The sequence below is a fragment of the Paraburkholderia aromaticivorans genome, assembly GCF_012689525.1.
Taxonomy (GTDB): domain Bacteria; phylum Pseudomonadota; class Gammaproteobacteria; order Burkholderiales; family Burkholderiaceae; genus Paraburkholderia; species Paraburkholderia aromaticivorans_A.
The window spans coordinates 3,280,518-3,300,655 of the sequence record NZ_CP051515.1 but is presented as its reverse complement, the minus strand read 5'-3'; the positions used below and the strand labels follow the sequence as shown (position 1 = coordinate 3,300,655).

Sequence of the window (20,138 nt, the reverse complement as noted above, 5' to 3'; positions counted from 1 at the left end):
TTTCCGAATGGTTCGATCTTCAGCGCGGGGTCGTGCGAAGCGACGAAGGGCCGCCCGTCAGCGCAATCCTGTGTCCCGTATCGCGCAGATGCCCGCCATTGACGGCGAAGAACGCAAGCTGCTTTTCGACGTTGAACTGCACGATCAGATACTTGCTGTCCGCGGTGAAGACGATGCCCTGCGCCGCCTCGCCTCCCGGCGCCTCGCCGACCTTCACGGCTTGACCATCGCGAATCGCGAAGAGGAGCACCTTGCCGCGCGCGTGGCGTCCGGGGTTGTCCGGTGTCAGGTTAGAGCCGTCCATGGCCTGTACGCCGATCCATTTGCCGTCGGGCGAGATCGCCACACCCTCCGGCAGCGACGGCACCGTGACGTGCTGTACCGCGCGAAAGGGCTCACGTGACACGTCGATGAGCGTCACGCTATCGGCGTCGCCCGCCAGCTTGCCCGCATAGGACGGTAGCCCGGCCAGTCCGACATCGCTCACGACGGCCCATTTGCCGTCGCTCGACACGTCGATCGTGTAAGGCGCCACGCCGCTCGAAAGGCGCAGGCCGCTGTCGGACACGCGGCCGTCGGCGACATTCAGGACGGCTACGCCCTGTTCATCGCGCAACGCCACCAGCGCGTGGCGGGCGTCGTGCGTGAAGCTCACGCCGGCGAGCCGCTTCTGCGTGATCTTCAGCGTGTCCAGAAGCGTCACGCGATTCCCCTCGATGCCGAGCACTACCACGCTGCCGTCGACGCAGGTGACGAGCGCGAGGTGGCCGGCCCGGTCGATGGCGATGCCTTGCGGATGGCTGCCGATATCGAGCCGTACGACGGCTGGCGGCGACGCCTGCAGATCGACCACCTGTACGAACGAGTCCATCAGCAGCTTTTTGGCTGCGTAGTCGTAGCGCGTCGGCGCGGCGACCAGGGCGATGCTTGCGTCCGGCGTGATCGCGACGGCCTGCGGTGGCCCCTGGATGCCGTTCTCGACTTCCACCTGCACCTTCACCTGCGGCGGGAAGCGGCTCGCGTCCAGCAGCGTCAGTGTGTCTGGCTTGGGATTGTCGGGGTACGTATCGCGGCCCTCGACGCGTTGATACTTCCCGTCGTTGCCTGAGACGATCCAGTCGGCGCCATAGGATGTGCAGGCCATGACTGCAATCGTCAGACCGGCGAGCGCTCGCGCGCAGCGGATCCGGTTCGTATTGGGTGAACGCATTTCGATGTCTCCTTTCGTTTGCTTTCTTGTGATACCGCGTGCGCGGCGGTCTCAGACCACGCTGGTCAAGCCGCCGTCCACGAAGATCGTCTGCCCGTTCACGAAGTCCGAAGCCGCCGACGCCAGAAACACCGCTGCGCCGCACAACTCTTCGACCCGGCCCCAGCGCCCCGCCGGCGTACGCTTGCAAAGCCAGTCCGAGAAATCGGGATCGTCAACGAGTGCGCGGTTCAGATCGGTCACAAAGTAGCCCGGCGCGAGCGCATTGGCCTGAATGCCGCGACTGGCCCATTCCGCGCACATGCCTTTGGTGAGCATCCGGATGGCGCCCTTGCTCGCTGCATAGGGCGCGATGCCCGGCCGCGCCAGCTCGCCTTGCACCGAGCAGAGGTTGATGATCTTCCCTCGCCCGCGCGGCAACATATGCCGTGCGACGGCTTGCGATACATGGAACACACCGTCGAGATTGACGCGCATCAGGTCGTTCCAGTCGTCGGCCCTGAAGGTTTCGAGCGGCGCCCGCCGCTGAATGCCGGCATTGTTCACGAGAATGTCGATCGCGCCGATGCGCTCCTCGGCCCTGTCGATCGCGGAGGAAACCTCCTCGCGTTGAGTCACATCAAAAATCGCGATATCCGCGATGAGGCCTTCGTCACGCAGTTGATCCGCGACCGCTGTCGCCTTCTGCTCATTGCGATCGTTGATGACGACAGCCGCGCCGGCGCTTGCCAGTCCGCGCGCCAGCGCGAGCCCGATGCCGCGCCCAGAGCCGGTGATCAGGGCACGCCGTCCGTTCAGGCTGAAGCACGTCAATATTTCGTTCATTTTTTGCTGGCGCCTGCTAAGCGCGCTTGTGGTGTCTCCAATAGGTGTAGTTCATCCGAAGCGCCGCAGTTGCGCCAATGTTTGTTTGTGACGCTGTTATCATGAACCGTGATTACGGGGGGCGACCCGCCCCGGCAACCGGAGTGATCATGGAATTGAAGCATCTGCGAGCCTTCGTGGTGCTCGCTGAGGAACTGCATTTCGGAAGGGCCGCGCAGCGGCTATACATCGTGCAGTCCGCGCTGAGCATGCAGATCAAGGCACTGGAAGAGGAACTCGACGTGCGGCTGCTGGAGCGTGACCGTCACAAGGTCGCGTTGAGCGAAACCGGAAGGCTCTTTCTGCCCGAGGCTCGCGCTACGCTGCATCAGGCGCTACGTACAGAGCAAACCGCCCGACTATCGGCTCGCGGGGAAATCGGTACGCTGCGGATCGCCTTTGTCTCGTCGGTGCTGCCGAAGCTCTTGCCGATGCTCATTCGCACCATGCATGCACGCTACCCGCGCGTCACGCTCGAGTTGAAAGACATGCCCACGCCGGACCAGGTCGCCGCCCTTCACGAAAACAAGCTTGATTTTGGCTTGATACGGCTGCCTGTTGCAGGCGCCGGACTTGAAATTCGCGTCGTTCTTGAAGAGCCGTTTGTCGTAGCGCTCCCCGACGATCATCCGCTAGCCACGCAACCGCTAATTCAGCCGGCGGATCTTCGAGAGTACCCCGCCTTCGTGCTTGCGCGGCGGTACGCACCCGGGTTTCACGACGAACTGCTCGTCGCCTTGAAACGCGAGGGCGCGGATCTCAACATCGCTCAGGAGTTGGGTGAATTTACAACTATGCTGGCGTTAGTCGCTGCAGGCTTGGGAATCGGGATGATTCCGGCCGAGGCGGCTATTGCCTTGCCGCCGAAAGTCGTCGCCCGACCCCTCGAACTTCGCGATCACCGTGCGGGCATCGGGCTCGCTTATACCGACCTCGACAATCCAGCCAAGCGGGCACTACTCGGCGTGATAGACCAATGCTTCGGCAACGCACAGATAAAATAGTTGGGTCCGCCATTTCGCGATCGCTTTGTAGTGGTGATGGAGCGCGCAAGCTCTCGCTCTAGCTCTGTATCGCGCGTTCATGCTGAATAGCACAACGTCCACGCGACACTAATACGCCGGTCTACTCTGGCCGGCGTTGTCGGAATGGCAAGATGCGTGGTGGGAATCGCTGGCCTTGGGCGAATAAGGCCCCGGCCGGCCGGTGGCGGCAATGTCGGTTCAGCTCGCCAGTACCGCCGGCGCCAAACCGGCCCGGCTCCAGAACGCGATGGCGGAAGACGCCAGCATGAGCACGGCAGAGATCGCCATCGCGCTGCGCACACCACCCATGATGCCTACGCCGGTGCTGCTGGCAATAATGGCGCCGAAAATGGCGACGCCGGTCGCGCCGCCCACCTGGCGCGCCGTGTTCAGCACGGCCGAGGCGGTCCCCGCCTGGTGGCGTTCCACGCTCGACAGAATGGACGTCGTCATCGCCGGCACCGCCAGTCCCATGCCGATGGGGATTAGCGCCAGGCCTGGCAGCATATCGAGGAAAGTCGCGTGGTCCGAGATGCCGAACGTGCCAAGCAGCGCGTAGCCGGTGCAAGCAATCAGGCTGCCCGCCACCATGGGCACGCGCAGTCCGGTACGCGCCGACAGGCGCCCACTGGCGATGTTGGAAATGATCGCGGTCCCCGTCAGCGGCAAAAAGGTCAGGCCGGTCTCGAACACGGAATAGCCACGCCCTTTTTGCAGATAGAAGCTGAGCACGAAGATCACGCCGTAGTAGCAGAAGTTACCCAGCACGCCAAACACCACGGCGCCCGAAAAACGCATGCTATGAAACAGTGTCAGCGGCAGCATCGGCGTCCGCACGCGGCTCTCGACTATCAGGAAGGCGGCGCCGGCGACGAAGGCCAGCACAAAGCCGCCTTGCACCACCAGGCTGGAAAGGCCCCGTGCCTGCACCTCGATTACCGCGCCAATGAAGCCAATCAGCGCGAGCACCGACAGCAGTTGGCCCGGCAGGTCGATGTGGCGGGACGGTTCCTTGCTCGGCATGCGCGGCACGACGTAATACGTCAGCGCGAAGCCGGCCACGCAGATCGGTATGTTGACCCAGAAGATGCTGCGCCAGCCCGCCGTCGACAATAACAAGCCGCCGATCACGGGACCGGCCGCGATCGACACGCCGCCGGCCGCTGTCCACCAGCCGATGGCCTTCGCCAGCATTTTCTTATCGTGGGCATACGTAAAATTGAGGATGGCCAACGAACTGGGCAGGAGTAGCGCCGCGCCTACGCCTTGCACCGCGCGGGCCATGTTGAGTGCCATGACCGACGGCGCCACGGCGCAGGCAACGGACGCCAGCGTGAACAGGCCGAAACCGGTCAGGAACGCGCGCTTGGAGCCGAATTTTTCGCCCACCACGCCGGCCGACAGCAGGAAGGCGGCGAAGCCCAGCGTGTAGGCGTCGACCACCCATTGCAGGGTGCTGACCTCGGCGCCCAGCTCCAGGCCCATCTTGGGCAACGCCACGTTGACGATGGTAACGTCAAGCTGGACGATGATGAAGGCGAAGCTGCTTGCCAGCAGCACCGCCAGTGACGGTTGGTGCGCCGCCTGGTTTGATGTTGTATGCATGTCGTTTCCTATGGACACTCTGAAGAGTGCCGGCCTGAATTCCACGAGCATCGTCCTGCTGCCGCAGTGGAACTACCTGATGGAACACTGGCGCCGGTGGCGTCCAGCCGCCATAACAGCAGCCGTTCGGACCCGCGAGCGCGGCGCCCTCATTGAGCGGCACCGCCCAATTGATCTCGCCGTACGGGTACAAGTGATAGCCGCCGCGGAAGCTGCCTTCCGGGTTGTTCTGGGCGTTATCGGTTCTGTCCATCAGGACCGCCGTGTTGCTGAAGAAGTACCTTTCCTCGTTCGGCACGCCGATCCGCGAGCGACAGTAACGCGGGCAGCGACTTTGGCCTCGGCCGCCCAGCCGTCTTGCACTCCGAGGCGAATCAGTCGTGCCAGCTCCTGGTACAACTCACTCTCAACGCCATTTCGCATTCAGTTGTCGCTTGACGTAGGTGCTCGCGGTCATGTCCTTGACCTCTTGCAGAAACGGGATGAAACGCTCAACAAGTTAGTTTCTGCTACTACTGAACTGAGTCTGGGACATTCCAGCTCGTCCTCGCATCAAGTGTCATGTGGCGCGCTTTGCGATAGCCGCAAAAGGCGCCGACTAGCGGCACCCGGAGTCGTAGTGCCTAGCGACCGGCGCTCTGGCCGCCATCGATGTGCAGGATTTCTCCCGTGACGAACGATGCCGAATCAAGATACAGGACAGCGTTGGAGATATCGCTCATCTCGCCGATACGGCCGAGCGGATGGAAGCTACCCAGCATTTCGTGGGTCTCCGGTGCGTGCATCGGCGTCTTGATGACGCCTGGCGCGACGGCATTCACGCGAATGCCTTTCTTGGCGTACTCAATCGCCAGCGACTTCGTGGCGGCGTTCACGCCACCCTTCGTCAAGGCTGCCAGGACCGAATAGATGCCGCTGATCGCATTGTCACCGATGCTGGCCGTCACGCTCACCACGTGGCCGCTCGAATGCTTTTCCATTTCGGCAATGGCGAGTTGCGTGATGTAAAAGAAGCCCGCCATATTCACGTTCATCACAGCGGCGTAGTCGTCGGCGGTGTTTTCGGTGAAAGGCTTGCCGATGTAAATGCCGGCGTTGTTCACCAGCGTGTCGATCCGGCCGAACCTGGCGACGCCTTCGGAAATGACACGTTGGGCGACCGCCGGATCACCGATATCGCCGGCAACCGTCAGGACGTTCGAATCTTCTGACGGTTTGATCGAACGCGAGGTTGCAACAACGCGGTAGTCGAGTTTGCGAAATGCCTTCACGATGTCGGCACCAATGCCTTGCGATGCGCCGGTAACGACGACAACCTTCTGTGATGTGCTCATGCTTTACTCCAAAAAAGTAGTTGTTGGCTGTGACGCCAATCGGACCGATGGCTCCGTGGCATCCATTGAACGTGGCAACGAGAAGCTCCGTGCGCAGGCAAGCTCTTGAGCCAGAACGACGAGTTAATTCGTCAGAGGGCGCGCCCTCGACATTCCTGATTTTTAGCTCCACTCATCGCAAACGCGGTACCGGATGAATAGGATCACAGTGGAATCGATGGTAGCCGGATGCGATATCTGCAACAATTGGCCATTGCGGCAAATCATCTTTGTCGAAACAGCATTTTTGGTCCGGTTTGCCGAGCGGTCCGCCTGCGATGCGTTCGGGACAGTCCAGCGATCGGCCCCTCGGGCAGGCTGACGCGGTGGTGCCGTTACGCCCGTTAGGCGTCTCCGAGGTACGGGGCGCCTCTTCGCTATGAGTCAGCCATGAACGTCCAGGCTTTACGTTACTTTTTGACGCTCTCGACGACTGGGAGTTTTCTAGCCACAGCCCGACACTTCGAGGTCCCGGCTTCGTCGGTGTCACGATTCATTGCGTCTCTGGAAAGGGAACTGGGACAGCAACTCTTTTACAGGAGCACGCGTGCCGTCACGCTCACCGAGCAGGGGCAGCGCTACTATTCGCAAGTACGTGAGGCTGTAGAACTGCTGGATAACGCTGCCGATCAGCTCGCCCATAGAGACGCCGGCATCCGGGGACTGGTAAAGATCAATGCGCCAATGGGGCTTGGCAGGCTCCATATCGCCCATCTGGTCAATGAGCTGCAAGCCAAATATCCCGACCTGTCGGTAGAACTCACTCTCACGGATAGCGTCATTGATCCGGTGCAGGAAGGTGTGGATATCACGATACGTGTAGGGCAACTAATAGATTCGGGGCTAATAGGCAAGGTCGTGGGTGCTCATCGATACTTGCTTGCTGCGAGCCCTGAATACCTGGCTTTGCATGGCACTCCGCAAACCCCGGATGATCTCTTACAGCACAGTTGCCTCTTGTTCAAGGGTACGCAAGCACCGCAGAGGTGGTATTTCAGGCGCTCGTCCAAGGAGACCTTCAAGCCGCAGGACGTAAGCGGTCCGTTGCGAAGCAACAATGCCGAGGTATTGGTGGCTGCTGCTTTGGCAGGACGCGGAATCGTGCTCTTCCCAAGCTGGGTGTTCGCTCCGGCAAGCTTTAAAGATCGGAAGCTTGTGAGCTTGCTGACAGACTGGGATATCTCCGTGTCCGTTGAAGAGCTATACATTCAGATTCTCTCGGCTGAGAACAGGCTGCGGTCTCGAAAAGTGCGCGAGGTATCCGCTTTCCTTGTCGATGCGATCGGATCGCCCCCTTACTGGGACAATGTGTAGCTTTCGACCTCGGTGCTCGTAAGGTCGGTCGGAACGCGTGGAAGCCAACGGGTTAAGCCGGCCGCCGGGCGCTGCGATGCAACCGCGCGGAACGACGCCTGCATCACCAGATGGTTCGTCATGCGCTCGCTCATGGCGTAGCCGACCAGCTCGACGCTGAACAGATCTTTCCGGCCGGCAAGGTACAGCCAACCCTCGTCGTTTGCGATATACGTGATATCGCCACACCAGGCCTGATTTGGCGCGGTTGCGGTGAAATCCTGATTCAGCAGGTTTGGTGCCACAGGCAGGCCGTGCGTCGATTTGGTCGTCGCCTTCGAACCTGCGTTTCTGCCTGCAACGCAACCCAAGCTTTTTACGCAGCCTTTTTATGCGATGAACGCCGGGCTGCACGCCGCGTTGATCGAGGTGTTTCTGCAAGCGTTCGGGCCCGAAGCTTTCACGCGTGCGCTGATGCGCAGCGAGCACCTCGGCCTCCGGTCGCGGCTCCTGCCGTTCCCGCAACGACGGCGAGCGCTTGCGCCACGCGTAATAGCCGCTCTCGGAAATGCCCGGCAGCAGGCTTTTTTTTGGTTATCGCGCTCGATGCAAAGGGCGTCTCTCAAAGCCGCCTCACGGCCAGCCACGCAACGCGCCTTCTCGCCGAAGTATCCAAGCTCGCGAGCGGATCGCAACCCGCCGACAACACCGCAAAGCGAAAAAGAGCGCCCACCAAAAGCGCGTCGATCGTAAAAACGCGAGCGCAGCAATCGGTCGCCGTGCGTCACTGATCAAAAGATAGCGGCCAACCAATAGCATCAGCGAAGCGAGGCGCCATGCACAATCGCGTGTGCCTCCTTCATCTGCATCACCAAAACAACCACCAAAAGCTACCCTTTAAACTCCACCGAAACAAACACTTTCCTACACGGCTCAACAACTTCCCAAGTCCCCGTAAACCCAGCAGGAATCAAAAACCGATCCCCAGCCCGCACAGTTTTCGCCACGCCATCCGCATCTCGAATCACCGACACCCCTTCGAGAATCTCGCAGTACTCGCTCTCCGTAAAATTCACAGTCCACTGACCGCAAGCCCCTTCCCAAATCCCCGCCGCAAGCTGCCCACAAGGGCTGGAAAAATGCGTATGAACAGTCTGCAAAGGCTCCCCAGCCAGCACAGCCTCAGCCTTAGGCATGTACTCAACACTTTCCTTAGCAGCCACCGAAAAATCCACAATACTCAAAATACCCATAATGTCTCGAATAGAAAATAGAAGAATAGAAAAAGAAGCGCAGCGCATGCACCCACTGCCCGCGCCACGCCCAAAAGACTCGCCTGAAGCCACCAACGCTCAGAACAACAAAACCCCTCAACTACCCGACTTCAACTGCGCCCAAAGCCGATTCTCCAACCGCATGATCGGCGCCGGCTGCGGCCGCATCAACGTCATCTTGTTCAGCACAGCCTCAGGCGGATAAACATTCGCATCCTGCTCAATAGTCGGCGTCACAAACTGCCGCGCCGCACGATTCGCAGTCGGATAGAAAACCTCATTCGTAATTTCCGCACTCACCTTCGGATCTTCGATGTAGTTCATCCACTTCATCGCCGCTTCCGGATGCGGCGCGTCCTTCGGAATCACCATCACATCCATCCAAACCAAACCAGCGTCCTTGATATTAGAAAACCGCACCTCATACGAACGCTTCGCTTCCGAAGCACGTCGCCGCGCAATTCCCACATCGCCGGAAAAACCGAACGCCACGCAGATATCGTTGTTCGCCAGATCGTTGATATAGCCGGATGAATTGAACTGCGTGATGTACGGCCGAACCTTCTTCAGCACTTCATACGCCGCCTGGTAGTCGCCAGGATTAGTACTGTTCGGATCTTTGTGCATGTACTGAAGCACGGCGGGAAAGACATCGGCGGCCGAATCGAGAAAGGACACACCGCAACTCTTCACCTTCGACAGATTCGCCGGGTCGAACAACAGCGACCAGCTATCCACCGGCGCTTCACCACCGAGCGCTTTCTTCACTGCCTGCACGTTGTAGCCGATCCCATCGGTGCCCCATGCCCAAGGCACGCCGTATTGATTGCCGGGATCGGCATCCGCAATCAGTTTCATCAAACCGGGATCGAGATTGGCGAGGTTCGGCATCTTCGACTTGTCGATCTTCTGATACACACCGGCTTCGATCTGCCGCGCCATATAGCTCGACGTCGGCACCACGATGTCATAGCCCGAGCTGCCCGCAAGCAATTTGGCCTGCAACGTATCGTCGCTGTCGTAACTGTCGTATTTCACGTTGACGCCGGATTGCTTCTCGAAGTTGGCGATCGTGTCCTTCGCAATGTAGTCGGACCAGTTGTAGACATTCAGCGACGTGTCCGCGGCGCGCGCGGCGTTCATCGCGGTCAAAGCGGTCAGTGAGCACAGCATCGTGCCGGCCAGCGAAAGAAGCGTGGCGTGACGAGTCTTCATTCTGCAATCTCCTTGATATCGAGCTTCAGTTTTCGCCGCAGCACAGACGTGCGCACACCATCGCTCCCAGTCCGCGCACTCGACAAAGAATGCGAAAGACGAAAAGAGACGTGACGCCGCCTGCCGCAGCGCAAGCGCACAGCAGAGCTAAAAGGAATGCGGATAAGCGAGCGCTATAAGCCGCCCCGCGCTAGCAAGCAAACTTGCGAAGCACGAAAAGGCGAATGCATGACAGACGCGCGACCGCTAAACAAACGGTCTCCCGCATGCAACACAGACTCGCGAAAAGAGAAGGGGGCTAAGGCAGAAGCGACGCGATTTCGTCGGTACGCACAGGAATGGCTGAAGGCGCGGCAATGACGTTATGCCGACGCACGGAACGACGCGACAAGACGGTATCGATAGACAGGGGACGGGACGGCGAAGCGCAGCTGCTCCCCTGATGAGCGATCGGACAGCCGAACAGGATCGTTCTTTCCCGACCGCGCTGGTATCTCACCAATGGACCACGGACTTTCACGATTGAACCCGAAGCGACGTTGAGTAGAAGTTCTCGCGATGCACATGAATGCACGCGGAGAACCATCGAACTGCCGCCTTAGGATAGCTGAGCCATTATTTTCGTCAAAGGACTTTCTGACATTGCGCTGTCATGGTCACGCATTCGCCGCACAAACACGAGCGCATGCCTGAACCATGCGCTCGCACCGAATTGTCGCAAAACAGATTGCGGACTACTGACCTTGCAGATTCGGATTGCCAGCGGGAACGTCGGAGCCGGTTTCCGACGAGCCGGCGGTGGAAGGACCATATCCCGTTGCTGCGTTGTTCTGCGCGGCAACGCGTGCTTCGGCTGCTTGAATGTCAGCCGGGTAGGTGGAGTCCGTTGCGACCGCCGGGTTGTAGCCGGCCTGTTCGATCTGCTTCAATTGTGCCTCGACCTCGGCACGTGTTACCGGTTGCTCGGATTGTGCGAACGACGCGACTGGCGCTGCGAACGCCACAACCAGCGCCACTGCTTTGATTAGCGATTTCATGATGCTTCCCTCCGAGAATATTCTATTGGGCGCCGCAGCAATCTTCGGCACCATGCTCGGATTCTATGAAGGGCGTGGTCTAAGGGAAACTACTAACACGGTAATTCAGTATTGCTACAAACAATAAGTCGGCGGGATGTAATGAAGGTCGTAATCTATGAAGACTCGCGTCACACGCCCTGGCGTACATCGACCCGATACGCGGTCACTTGCTGATACGTGTCGCCGGCGCGCACGATCACCTCGTCCTGCTCCGCCATATTGACCTGGTTCGGAAAACCGCCCGCTTCGAGACACAAACCGGCATGCGCTTGATACGCAATGCCGCCGCGTCCTGTCTCGCCCTTTAACCAGTTGCCGCTATAAAACTGTAAGCCGCGTTGATCGGTCGACACGGTCAATTCGCGTCCGCTGCCGGGATCGTAGGCGCAGGCAACCTGGCGCATCGGCGGGGTGGCGCCGTTTTTGTCGGCGTCGCGTGCATCGTGCAGCACGTAGCAATGGTCGAAGCCGCCAGCCGTCGCCAACTGCACGTGCGGCCAGTCGAGCCGTGCGCCGATCGGCGCGCTCTGCCGGAAGTCGAAGGCATTGCCTGCCACTTCAGCCAGCTTGCACGGAATCATGGCGGCGTCGACTTCAAAGAAGCGGTCGGCATCGATCGACAACACGTGGCCGCGAATGTCGGCACCCGGCCGGCCCGTGAGATTGAAGTAGGGATGACTCGTCAGATTGAGCGGTGTAGCGGCATCGGTGATCGCTTCATAGGCGATGGTCAGCGTGCCGTCGTCGTCGAGCGAATAGCGCACTTGCGTGGTCACGTTGCCGGGAAAACCGGCATCGCCTTCGGGCGACTCCAGCCGCATGAGCAACGCGCCGTTATCCTCGCTCACGTCCCACAGCGCGCGATGGAAACCCACCGAGCCGCCATGCAGCAGGTTCGCGCCTTCATTGCGGTCGAGCGTGTACTCAATGCCATCGAGCGTAAAGCGCGCATCGGCAATGCGGTTCGCCCAGCGGCCGATCAGTCCGCCCATGTAAGTGGTGGCCGCCACATATTCAGCGGGCGTGTCGTGGCCGAGCAGTATATCGCCGAGTACGCCGGCGCGATCTGGCGCATGCCACGAGACCAGCGTCGCGCCCAGATCGCTGATAGCGACTTTCATGCCGTGCGCGTTGCGCAGCGTGAAGAGTCGGACGGAATCGCCGCCGCGCAATGTGCCCCACGGCTCGGAAGAAAGTTGTGCGATGCTGATCATGTCGTCAGTGAGAAGAAAAGAGAATAGGCATGCTCAGCCCGGCGCGGACGTTGAATTCGCCTGCTCCTGGTATTCGCGCGGCGTACAACCGAGTTCACGGCGAAACACCGCGTACATGTATTGCAGCGACGTGAAGCCGCAACGGATCGCCACTTCCGCGCTCGACGCATCGCCCTTCGCCAGAAGTGCCTTCGCGACATCGAGTTTATGACGCAAGATTTCCTGATGCACGGTGCACTGCCGTTCGCGCCGAAAGTACTCTTCGAGCGACGAACGCGATACGCCCACATAGTCGGCAACCTGTTCGGTGCGAATACCCTGGCACGCGTACTGTCGAATGAAGTGCCGCGCCCGCATCACATACGGACTCGCCAGCGGTTGGTGCTTCGTCGATTCGAGCACGTTGATGCCGACCGGCGGCACCAGAATGCGTCGCCCTGGAAAGCGCGCACCACGCAGCATCTGATGCAAAAGGTGAGCCGCGGTGCGGCCCATTTCTTCGGTGCCCTGAATCACCGAAGAAAGCGGAATACGGGTCAACGTACGCGTCAACGGATCATTGTCGATGCCGATGATCGCGACCTCTTCGGGCACAGGAATGCCGGCGATCAAACACGCCTGAAGCAGATGCCGCGCACGCGCATCAGTCACGGCGATGATGCCGACCGGCTTCGGCAAATCCCGCAGCCACGCGGTGAGCTGTTCGGTCGCCTGGTTCCATGACGGCGCGCTGGTCGAGAGACCGCGATACATTTCGCCATCGATCTGCTCCGCGCTATGTCCATCCGCGCTGCGCAAGTGGGCGAACGCGAGTTCACGCTGTTGCGCCCAGCGGTTCTCCTGCGCCTGCGGGAGGCTATACAACGCGAAGTGCTCGAGACCGGCGCCGATCAGGTGCGTATAGGCGAGCGAGATGAGCTTGCTGTTGTCGGTCGCGATATAGGGTAAATCCGGAGGATAGTGCGCCGGATCTTCGAACGACGAACCCACGGCGACCACTGGCAACGGACAATCGCGCAGCGCTTCGCCCACAGCGGGATCGTCGAAATCCGCGATGATGCCGTCGCCGTCGAAGCGTTCGATGCCCGTCAGCCGGCAGCGAAAATCTTCTTCGAGGAACAGGTCCCACGCCACGCGCGTGGACAGCAGGTAGTTACCGATGCCGGTGATGATCTCGCGGTCGTAGACCTTGTTCGCGTTGAACAGCAGCGCGATCCGATGGGTCGTCTGTGGTGTTTGCGGACGGGTCATGGCGGTGAGCGGCGCGCGGGTCGTTGGACCTGCCGCGCCTTCGTCTCCTGTTGGGTGCGCGATTCGAGCGGCACCGGTTTTAAGCGTCTGGTTATTCTAGGCCCCGAATCACGCGCCGGTGCGAAACAAAATCAAGGGCGGTAAGAAACATCAAGCGCGCTGCGCAATTTCGCAATTGCCGATGCACCGTGCAAGCGGCAGCATGGGGTCACCTTGTCAACCGGCGCGGCGACGTCGCACGGGTTGCGGTGCACCATAAACTGGAGACGCTGATGTCTTACTTCGAACACATTCCCGAGATCCGCTACGAAGGCCCTCAATCGGATAACCCGCTTGCGTACCGCCACTACGATAAAAGCAAAAGAGTACTCGGAAAGACTCTCGAAGAACATCTACGCATTGCCGTGTGCTACTGGCATACGTTCGTCTGGCCGGGTGTCGATATTTTCGGGCAAGGAACGTTTCGGCGTCCCTGGCAGCAAGCCGGCGACGCGATGGAGCGGGCGCAGCAAAAAGCGGATTCCGCATTCGAATTCTTCTCGAAGCTCGGCACGCCGTACTACACGTTTCACGATACCGACGTCTCGCCCGAAGGCGCGAGCCTGAAGGAATACAGCGAAAACTTCTTGCGCATCGCCGATTATCTGGCGCGCAAGCAGGAGAGCACCGGCATCAAACTGCTGTGGGGCACGGCCAATCTGTTCTCGCATCCCCGTTACGCGGCCGGCGCGGCGACCAGTCCCGATCCGGAGGTGTTCGCGTTTGCGGCAACGCAGGTGCGCCATGCGTTCGATGCGACGCAACGGCTCGGCGGCGATAACTATGTACTGTGGGGTGGACGCGAAGGTTACGACACCTTGCTCAATACGGACCTCGTGCGTGAGCGCGATCAACTCGCCCGTTTTCTGCATATGGTCGTCGATCATAAGCACAAGATTGGTTTCAAAGGCGCGCTGCTGATCGAACCCAAACCGCAGGAACCGACCAAGCATCAATACGATTACGACGTCGCGACCGTGCATGGCTTTTTGCTGCAACACGGGCTCGACAAAGAGATTCGGGTGAACATCGAGGCCAATCACGCGACGCTCGCGGGGCACTCGTTCCATCACGAGATCGCCACGGCCTATGCGCTCGGTATCTTCGGCAGCGTCGACGCGAATCGCGGCGATCCGCAAAACGGCTGGGACACGGATCAATTCCCAAATAGTGTGGAGGAACTGACGCTCGCCTTCTACGAAATTCTCAAACACGGCGGCTTCACAACCGGGGGCATGAACTTCGACTCGAAAGTACGGCGCCAAAGTGTCGATCCGGAAGATCTGTTCTATGGCCACATCGGTGCGATCGACAACCTCGCGCTCGCCGTCGAGCGCGCGGCAGTGCTAGTCGAAAACGACCGTCTCGATCAATTCAAACGTCAACGCTACGCAGGCTGGGATGCAGAGTTCGGCCGCAAGATTCTCTCCGGCGACTATTCGCTCTCCACATTGGCGGCGGATGCACTGGCGCGCGGGCTGAACCCGCAGCACGCAAGCGGCCATCAGGAGTTGATGGAAAACATCGTGAATCAGGCGATTTACAGCGGACGCTGATCGGCGCCCCAGGCAGCAATGCATTAGAAAGTAGCCACACCATATAAAAAATCGCGCGGCCACGTCGACCGCGCGAAACAGGAAGCTTTGGGTTGTCGCTTGTCCGGTCTTGTGGCTCGCAGCGCGGACCGTCCAATCCGGTATTCCGGCTATCAGAAGAAGGAGACAGAGATGAAATTCGCAACGCGTCGTACCGTATTGAGTTCGCTCGTGTGTGGAGCGGTGCTCGCCAGCCTGTCGCTTGCCGCGCCGCTCGCGCACGCAAGCAAGGACCATCCGGAAATTGGCTTCTGTATCGACGATCTGCGCGTCGAACGCTGGTCGCGCGATCGCGACTATTTCGTCGCCGCAGCGGAAAAACTCGGCGCGAAAGTGTCGGTGCAATCCGCCGACGCGAGCGAAGAGCGGCAGATCTCGCAGATCGAAAACCTGATCTCGCGCGGCGTGGATGTCATCGTGATCGTGCCGTTCAATTCAAAGACGCTCGGCAACGTAGTCGCCGAAGCGAAGAAGGCCGGCATCAAGGTCGTTTCATATGACCGCCTGATTCTCGACGCCGATGTAGACGCCTACATCTCGTTCGATAACGAAAAGGTCGGCGAATTGCAGGCGCAAGGCGTCTACAACGCGCAGCCGAAGGGCAACTACTTCCTGCTCGGCGGCGCGCCGACGGATAACAACGCCAAGATGTTGCGCGAAGGCCAGCTCAAGATACTGAAGCCCGCCATGGACAGGGGCGACATCAAAGTGGTCGGTCAGCAGTGGGTGCCGGAATGGAGCGCTTCCACGGCGCTGCGCATTGTCGAAGATGCGCTGACGGCGAATAATAACAAGATCGACGCGATCGTCGCATCGAACGACGGCACCGCAGGCGGCGCGATCCAGGCGCTCGCCGCGCAACATATGGCAGGCAAGGTGCCGGTGTCGGGCCAGGACGCGGACCTCGCGGCTGTGAAGCGTGTGATTGCCGGCACGCAGACCATGACCGTCTACAAGCCGCTGAAGCTGATTGCCGGCGAAGCGGCCAAGCTTTCCGTGGCGTTGGCGAAGGGCGAGAAGCCCGTCTATAACTCGCAATACGACAACGGCAAGAAGAAAGTCGACACAGTGCTCCTGCAACCCACGTTGCTCACCAAGAGCAATGTCGATGTAGTCGTCAAGGACGGCTTCTATACCCAGGCCCAGCTCGCGAGCCAATGAGCGTAACGTGTGCGCGGCGGACCTCGATGCGTGTCATGCGCATCGGCGCCGCCGCGCGCCTTGCAGCGAGGCATAGCGAATGACGCAAGCTCTTATGACGATGCGCGGCATCGTCAAGGCGTTTTCCGGCGTGAAGGCGCTCGACGGCATCGACCTCACGGTCGCGCCCGGCGAGTGCGTGGGCCTGTGCGGCGAGAACGGCGCGGGCAAGTCGACGTTGATGAAAGTGCTTTCCGGCGTGTATCCGTGGGGCACGTGGGACGGTGAAATCATCTGGGAAGGCGAGCCGCTGAAAGCCGCCAGCGTGCGCGACACCGAACGCGCCGGCATCATCATCATTCACCAGGAGTTGATGCTGGTGCCGGAATTGTCGGTGGCGGAGAACATCTTTCTCGGCAATGAAATCACGCTGCCCGGCGGCCGCATGAATTACGCCGCGATGTACCAGCGCGCCGACGAACTGTTGCGCGAACTCGGCATTAGCGGAATCAATGCCGCGCAGCCGGTGATGAACTATGGCGGCGGCCATCAGCAGTTGATCGAGATTGCGAAGGCGCTGAACAAGCGCGCCAAGCTGCTGATTCTCGATGAACCGTCTTCTTCGCTGACAGCTTCCGAGATCCGCATTCTGCTCGACATCGTGCGCGATCTGAAGCGGCGCGGCGTGGCCTGTGTGTATATCTCGCACAAGCTCGATGAAGTGGCGGCCGTATGCGACACGATCAGTGTGATTCGCGACGGCCGTCACGTCGCGACCGAGCCGATGCGCGCCCTCACGACTGACCGCATTATTTCGCTGATGGTGGGCCGGGAGATCAAGAACCTGTTTCCGCGCGAGCCGCATCCAATCGGCGACGTGATCTTCGAAGCGCGCCACGTCACGTGTTTCGATGTGACCAATCCGCGTCGCAAGCGTGTGAACGATGTGTCGTTCGCGCTGCGGCATGGTGAAATTCTCGGCGTGGCCGGTCTGGTCGGCGCGGGGCGCACGGAGTTGATGCAGGCGATCTTCGGCGCGTATCCCGGCGTGAGCGAGGCGACCGTGGTGATGGACGGCAAGCCGCTCAAGATTCGCGCGCCCGTCGATGCGATTCGCGCGGGCATCGGCATGGTGCCGGAAGATCGCAAACGCCACGGCATCGTGCCGGGGCTGAGCGTCGGCCACAACATCACGCTGGCGGTGTTGCAGCGCTTTGCATCGGGTGGGCGAATCGACTCCGCTGCTGAACTCGATACGATTCACACGGAAATGAAGCGGCTTTCGGTGCGCGCCGCGCATCCCATGTTGTCGATTGCGAGTCTGTCGGGCGGCAATCAGCAAAAGGCCGTGCTGACACGCATGTTGCTGACCAATCCGAAAGTGCTGATTCTCGACGAGCCCACGCGTGGCGTCGACGTCGGCGCGAAATATGAAATCTACAAGCTGATCCTTCAACTGGCGCAGCGCGGCATGTCGATCGTGATGGTGTCCTCCGAATTACCCGAAGTGCTCGGCATCAGCGATCGCGTGCTGGTGATCGGCGAAGGCGAGTTGCGAGGCGATTTCGTCAACGACGGCCTCACGCAGGAGGACATTCTCAGCGCCGCGATCCGTCCCGTGCAGCGATCCCCGAACCCAACCGCAGCGAGTGCCGCATGACCCCCGACGTTACTTCCCAACGCGCCGACGAAGCCGCGCCGCGAGGCGCATTCGGCGGTCCGCAGCGCATTCAGCAACTGTTCGCGCGCTACAAGATTCTCGCGCTGCTGATCGCCGTGGCCGCGATCTGGATTTTCTTTTCGGCGCTCACGCACGGTGCGTTCGTCACGCCGCGCAATCTGTCGAACCTGCTGCGGCAGATGTCGATTACCGGCATGCTCGCGTGCGGAATGGTGTTCGTGATCATCGCCGGCGAGATCGATCTGTCGGTCGGATCGTTGCTCGGATTGCTCGGCGGTGTGGCGGCGATACTCGACGTCAACCGTCACTGGCCGATCGGCGTCACGTTGCCGGTGGTGATGCTGCTCGGCGTGCTGGTCGGCATGTTCAACGGATGGTGGTCGACCTACCGGCGCGTGCCTTCGTTCATTGTCGGGCTCGGCGGCATGCTCGCGTATCGGGGCATTCTGCTCGGCGTGACAGGCGGCTCGACGATTGCGCCGGTGTCGGAGAGTTTCGTGTTCGTCGGCCAAGGGTATTTGCCGCGGCTCGCGGGCGATACGCTCGCGGTGGTGCTGTTTCTGCTGCTGGCGTTTCTGACGATACGGCAGCGCCGTAATCGAGAGCGCTATCAATTGCGGGTGGTGCCGTTCTGGCAGGACGTCGTGAAGGTGGTCGGCGCGGGCGTGATTCTCGCGGGTTTCGTTGCGACGCTCGATCGGTACGGCGGTATTCCGGTGCCGGTTCTGTTGCTGCTCGCGCTGCTGGGTATCTTCACGTGGATTGCCACGCAGACCGTGTTCGGGCGGCGCATCTACGCGGTCGGTTCGAACCTCGAAGCGACCCGGCTTTCGGGCGTGAACACCAATCGCGTGAAGTTGGCGATCTTCGCGCTGATGGGGCTGATGTGCGCGTTCGGCGGTATCGTCAATACGGCGCGGCTGGCTGCGGGTTCGCCATCGGCGGGATCGATGGGCGAACTCGATGCGATTGCCGCGTGCTTTATCGGTGGAACGTCGATGCGCGGCGGTTCCGGCACGGTCTACGGCGCGCTGATCGGCGCGCTCGTGATGGCGAGCCTCGACAACGGCATGTCGATGCTCGACGTCGACGCTTATTGGCAGATGATCGTGAAGGGCAGCATTCTCGTGCTGGCCGTGTGGATCGATGTCGTGTCGGGGTCGAACCGGCGGTGAAAGTAGAAGGCGGGGAAGTGCGGCGGCGCGTCTGCTTTCCGCTGAGGCGACGCGCGAGCTACCTATCAGCGCACCAGCACGGCGACGGCGGCGCCGAGTTTGCTACGCCGTGTGGGTCCCTTTTCGGTTGGCTTCTTCACTGTTGCCGGTTTCTTTGCGGTTGCAGCAGGCTTCTTGCGGGCCGCGGTTTTATCGCTGGAGTTGCGTTTCAATGGGGCGTCCAGCACGCGCATCTCGATGCGCATGTCCGCCGCGACCGCCATGTTGACCAACGCGTCGAGCGCGAACAGATTGATCTTCCCGCGTATGAGGTCGGACACGCGCGGCTGGGTGACGCAGAAGCGCTTGGCCGCTTCCGCCTGACTCATGCCGGTGCGGGTGATATGGTCTTTGATCGCCATCATCAGCACCGAGCGAAGCTTCATGTTCTCCGCCTGCTCGGGCGTGTCTTCGATAGCGTCCCAGACGCTCGAAAAAGTTTGATTGCTCATGCCTTAGCCTCTTTCATTTCGCGGTAACGCTTGGTGGCGAGTTCCAGATCCGCTTTGCCGATCTTTTGCGTCTTTTTCTGGAAGCAATGCAGCACGTAGATTGCGTCTCCAAATTTTGCGACGTAAATGATCCGAAATGCACCGTTTGCGTCGCGAATCCGAATTTCCCGTGCGCCCGGGCCTATCGTATTCATGGGTTTCCAGTCGTCGGGATCGCGACCGCGCTGGACCTGATCGAGTTGGTGGCCGGCGTCGCGTCGCGCCGAAAGCGGGAACTCGCGCAAGTCGTCCAGAGAGCTACCGCAGAAGTTGAGTGGCTTCGCATCGATCATTTATGATTATACAAAAATTTGTATGAAAAGGTGGTCGGCAAAATTTGATGAAGTCGCTATTTTTGTTCTGAACTCACGGTTTTGCGGGCTCCGCGCAGCCTACATTTGAGCCAGATCAGAAAGCCGATGACGTCGCATATAGGACGTGCCGGCTAATCCACTCTGTCCTGCTCTTCCCCATTTAATGAAACACCCCACGACAACCCCCCATCCCCGCCATCCTCCTCATCCCCCGCCCCAAGCCGCCCTGACTTAAACGCACGCATTTAAGTCCCACATCCG

Annotated in this window: 16 protein-coding genes and 3 pseudogenes; 6 read left to right on the top strand and 13 right to left on the bottom strand. The window is 60.3% G+C overall.

From position 1 onward, the window contains the following. Positions 1-19 precede the first annotated feature (19 nt). Together HF916_RS26595 and HF916_RS26590 are read right to left on the bottom strand one after the other, a co-directional pair. Positions 20-1,210 (bottom strand): YncE family protein, encoded by a 1,191-nt coding sequence (locus tag HF916_RS26595; RefSeq protein WP_168791714.1) that lies wholly within the window; start codon positions 1,208-1,210, stop codon positions 20-22. Between the two features lie 51 nt (positions 1,211-1,261). Beyond that, positions 1,262-2,035, bottom strand: coding sequence for a glucose 1-dehydrogenase (locus HF916_RS26590; protein WP_168791713.1), 774 nt, complete (start codon positions 2,033-2,035; stop codon positions 1,262-1,264). A 149-nt stretch (positions 2,036-2,184) separates the two neighbouring features. Between HF916_RS26590 and HF916_RS26585 the strand changes: the two genes are divergently transcribed. Continuing rightward, complete coding sequence (locus tag HF916_RS26585; RefSeq protein ID WP_168791712.1) at positions 2,185-3,078, top strand: LysR family transcriptional regulator; 894 nt, start codon at positions 2,185-2,187, stop codon at positions 3,076-3,078. A 219-nt stretch (positions 3,079-3,297) separates the two neighbouring features. On the opposite strand, the gene HF916_RS26580 is transcribed toward HF916_RS26585, so the two are convergent. From HF916_RS26580 to HF916_RS26570, 3 genes and pseudogenes are all read right to left on the bottom strand, one after another. Then, positions 3,298-4,659 (bottom strand): MFS transporter, encoded by a 1,362-nt coding sequence (locus tag HF916_RS26580; protein ID WP_240975510.1) that lies wholly within the window; start codon positions 4,657-4,659, stop codon positions 3,298-3,300. Continuing rightward, a pseudogene (locus tag HF916_RS26575) lies at positions 4,616-5,161 on the bottom strand (DUF4863 family protein). Before HF916_RS26575 ends, HF916_RS26580 begins: the two are co-directional and overlap by 44 nt. Before the next feature lie 166 nt (positions 5,162-5,327). Further along, positions 5,328-6,038, bottom strand: coding sequence for an SDR family NAD(P)-dependent oxidoreductase (locus HF916_RS26570; RefSeq protein ID WP_168791711.1), 711 nt, complete (start codon positions 6,036-6,038; stop codon positions 5,328-5,330). Between the two features lie 429 nt (positions 6,039-6,467). Between HF916_RS26570 and HF916_RS26565 the strand changes: the two genes are divergently transcribed. After that, positions 6,468-7,391 carry a LysR family transcriptional regulator gene (locus HF916_RS26565; protein ID WP_168791710.1) on the top strand — a complete coding sequence of 308 codons (924 nt, stop codon included), beginning with the start codon at positions 6,468-6,470 and terminating at the stop codon, positions 7,389-7,391. A gap of 53 nt (positions 7,392-7,444) precedes the next feature. On the opposite strand, the pseudogene HF916_RS26560 reads toward HF916_RS26565, so the two are convergent. The 6 genes and pseudogenes from HF916_RS26560 to HF916_RS26535 form a co-directional block, all read right to left on the bottom strand. After that, positions 7,445-7,943, bottom strand: a pseudogene (locus HF916_RS26560) (DDE-type integrase/transposase/recombinase); the annotation flags it as partial. Between the two features lie 317 nt (positions 7,944-8,260). Continuing rightward, positions 8,261-8,716: a cupin domain-containing protein gene (locus HF916_RS26555; protein ID WP_240975509.1), complete on the bottom strand. Its 456-nt coding sequence runs from the start codon at positions 8,714-8,716 to the stop codon at positions 8,261-8,263. A gap of 24 nt (positions 8,717-8,740) precedes the next feature. Continuing rightward, positions 8,741-9,817 carry a polyamine ABC transporter substrate-binding protein gene (locus HF916_RS26550; protein WP_240975630.1) on the bottom strand — a complete coding sequence of 359 codons (1,077 nt, stop codon included), beginning with the start codon at positions 9,815-9,817 and terminating at the stop codon, positions 8,741-8,743. 776 nt (positions 9,818-10,593) lie between these two features. Next, positions 10,594-10,896, bottom strand: a complete 303-nt coding sequence (locus tag HF916_RS26545) for a DUF4148 domain-containing protein (RefSeq protein ID WP_168791708.1) — start codon at positions 10,894-10,896, stop codon at positions 10,594-10,596. 170 nt (positions 10,897-11,066) lie between these two features. After that, the gene (locus tag HF916_RS26540) at positions 11,067-12,152 is read right to left on the bottom strand and encodes an aldose epimerase family protein (RefSeq protein WP_168791707.1); all 1,086 of its coding nucleotides are present in this window, start codon (positions 12,150-12,152) and stop codon (positions 11,067-11,069) included. A gap of 33 nt (positions 12,153-12,185) precedes the next feature. Next, on the bottom strand, positions 12,186-13,403 hold the full coding sequence (locus tag HF916_RS26535) for a XylR family transcriptional regulator (protein ID WP_168791706.1): 1,218 nt from the start codon (positions 13,401-13,403) through the stop codon (positions 12,186-12,188). Positions 13,404-13,675: 272 nt separating this feature from the next. Between HF916_RS26535 and xylA the strand changes: the two genes are divergently transcribed. The 4 genes from xylA to HF916_RS26515 all read left to right on the top strand — a co-directional run bounded on the left by xylA (position 13,676) and on the right by HF916_RS26515 (position 19,033). Then, positions 13,676-14,998, top strand: a complete 1,323-nt coding sequence (gene xylA, locus HF916_RS26530) for a xylose isomerase (protein ID WP_168791705.1) — start codon at positions 13,676-13,678, stop codon at positions 14,996-14,998. Between the two features lie 171 nt (positions 14,999-15,169). Next, a complete protein-coding gene (gene xylF / locus HF916_RS26525) occupies positions 15,170-16,198 on the top strand; it encodes a D-xylose ABC transporter substrate-binding protein (protein WP_168791704.1) in 1,029 nt (342 codons plus the stop codon). Between the two features lie 79 nt (positions 16,199-16,277). Next, positions 16,278-17,837, top strand: a complete 1,560-nt coding sequence (gene xylG, locus HF916_RS26520) for a D-xylose ABC transporter ATP-binding protein (RefSeq protein ID WP_168791703.1) — start codon at positions 16,278-16,280, stop codon at positions 17,835-17,837. After that, positions 17,834-19,033, top strand: a complete 1,200-nt coding sequence (locus tag HF916_RS26515) for a sugar ABC transporter permease (protein ID WP_168791702.1) — start codon at positions 17,834-17,836, stop codon at positions 19,031-19,033. The genes xylG and HF916_RS26515 overlap by 4 nt, the downstream gene beginning before the upstream one ends. A gap of 215 nt (positions 19,034-19,248) precedes the next feature. Here HF916_RS26515 and HF916_RS51035 read toward each other — a convergent pair. Beyond that, positions 19,249-19,524: pseudogene (locus HF916_RS51035) on the bottom strand (helix-turn-helix domain-containing protein); the annotation flags it as partial. Beyond that, on the bottom strand, positions 19,521-19,856 hold the full coding sequence (locus HF916_RS26505) for a type II toxin-antitoxin system RelE/ParE family toxin (protein ID WP_168791700.1): 336 nt from the start codon (positions 19,854-19,856) through the stop codon (positions 19,521-19,523). The gene HF916_RS26505 and the pseudogene HF916_RS51035, both read right to left, overlap by 4 nt. Positions 19,857-20,138 lie beyond the last annotated feature (282 nt).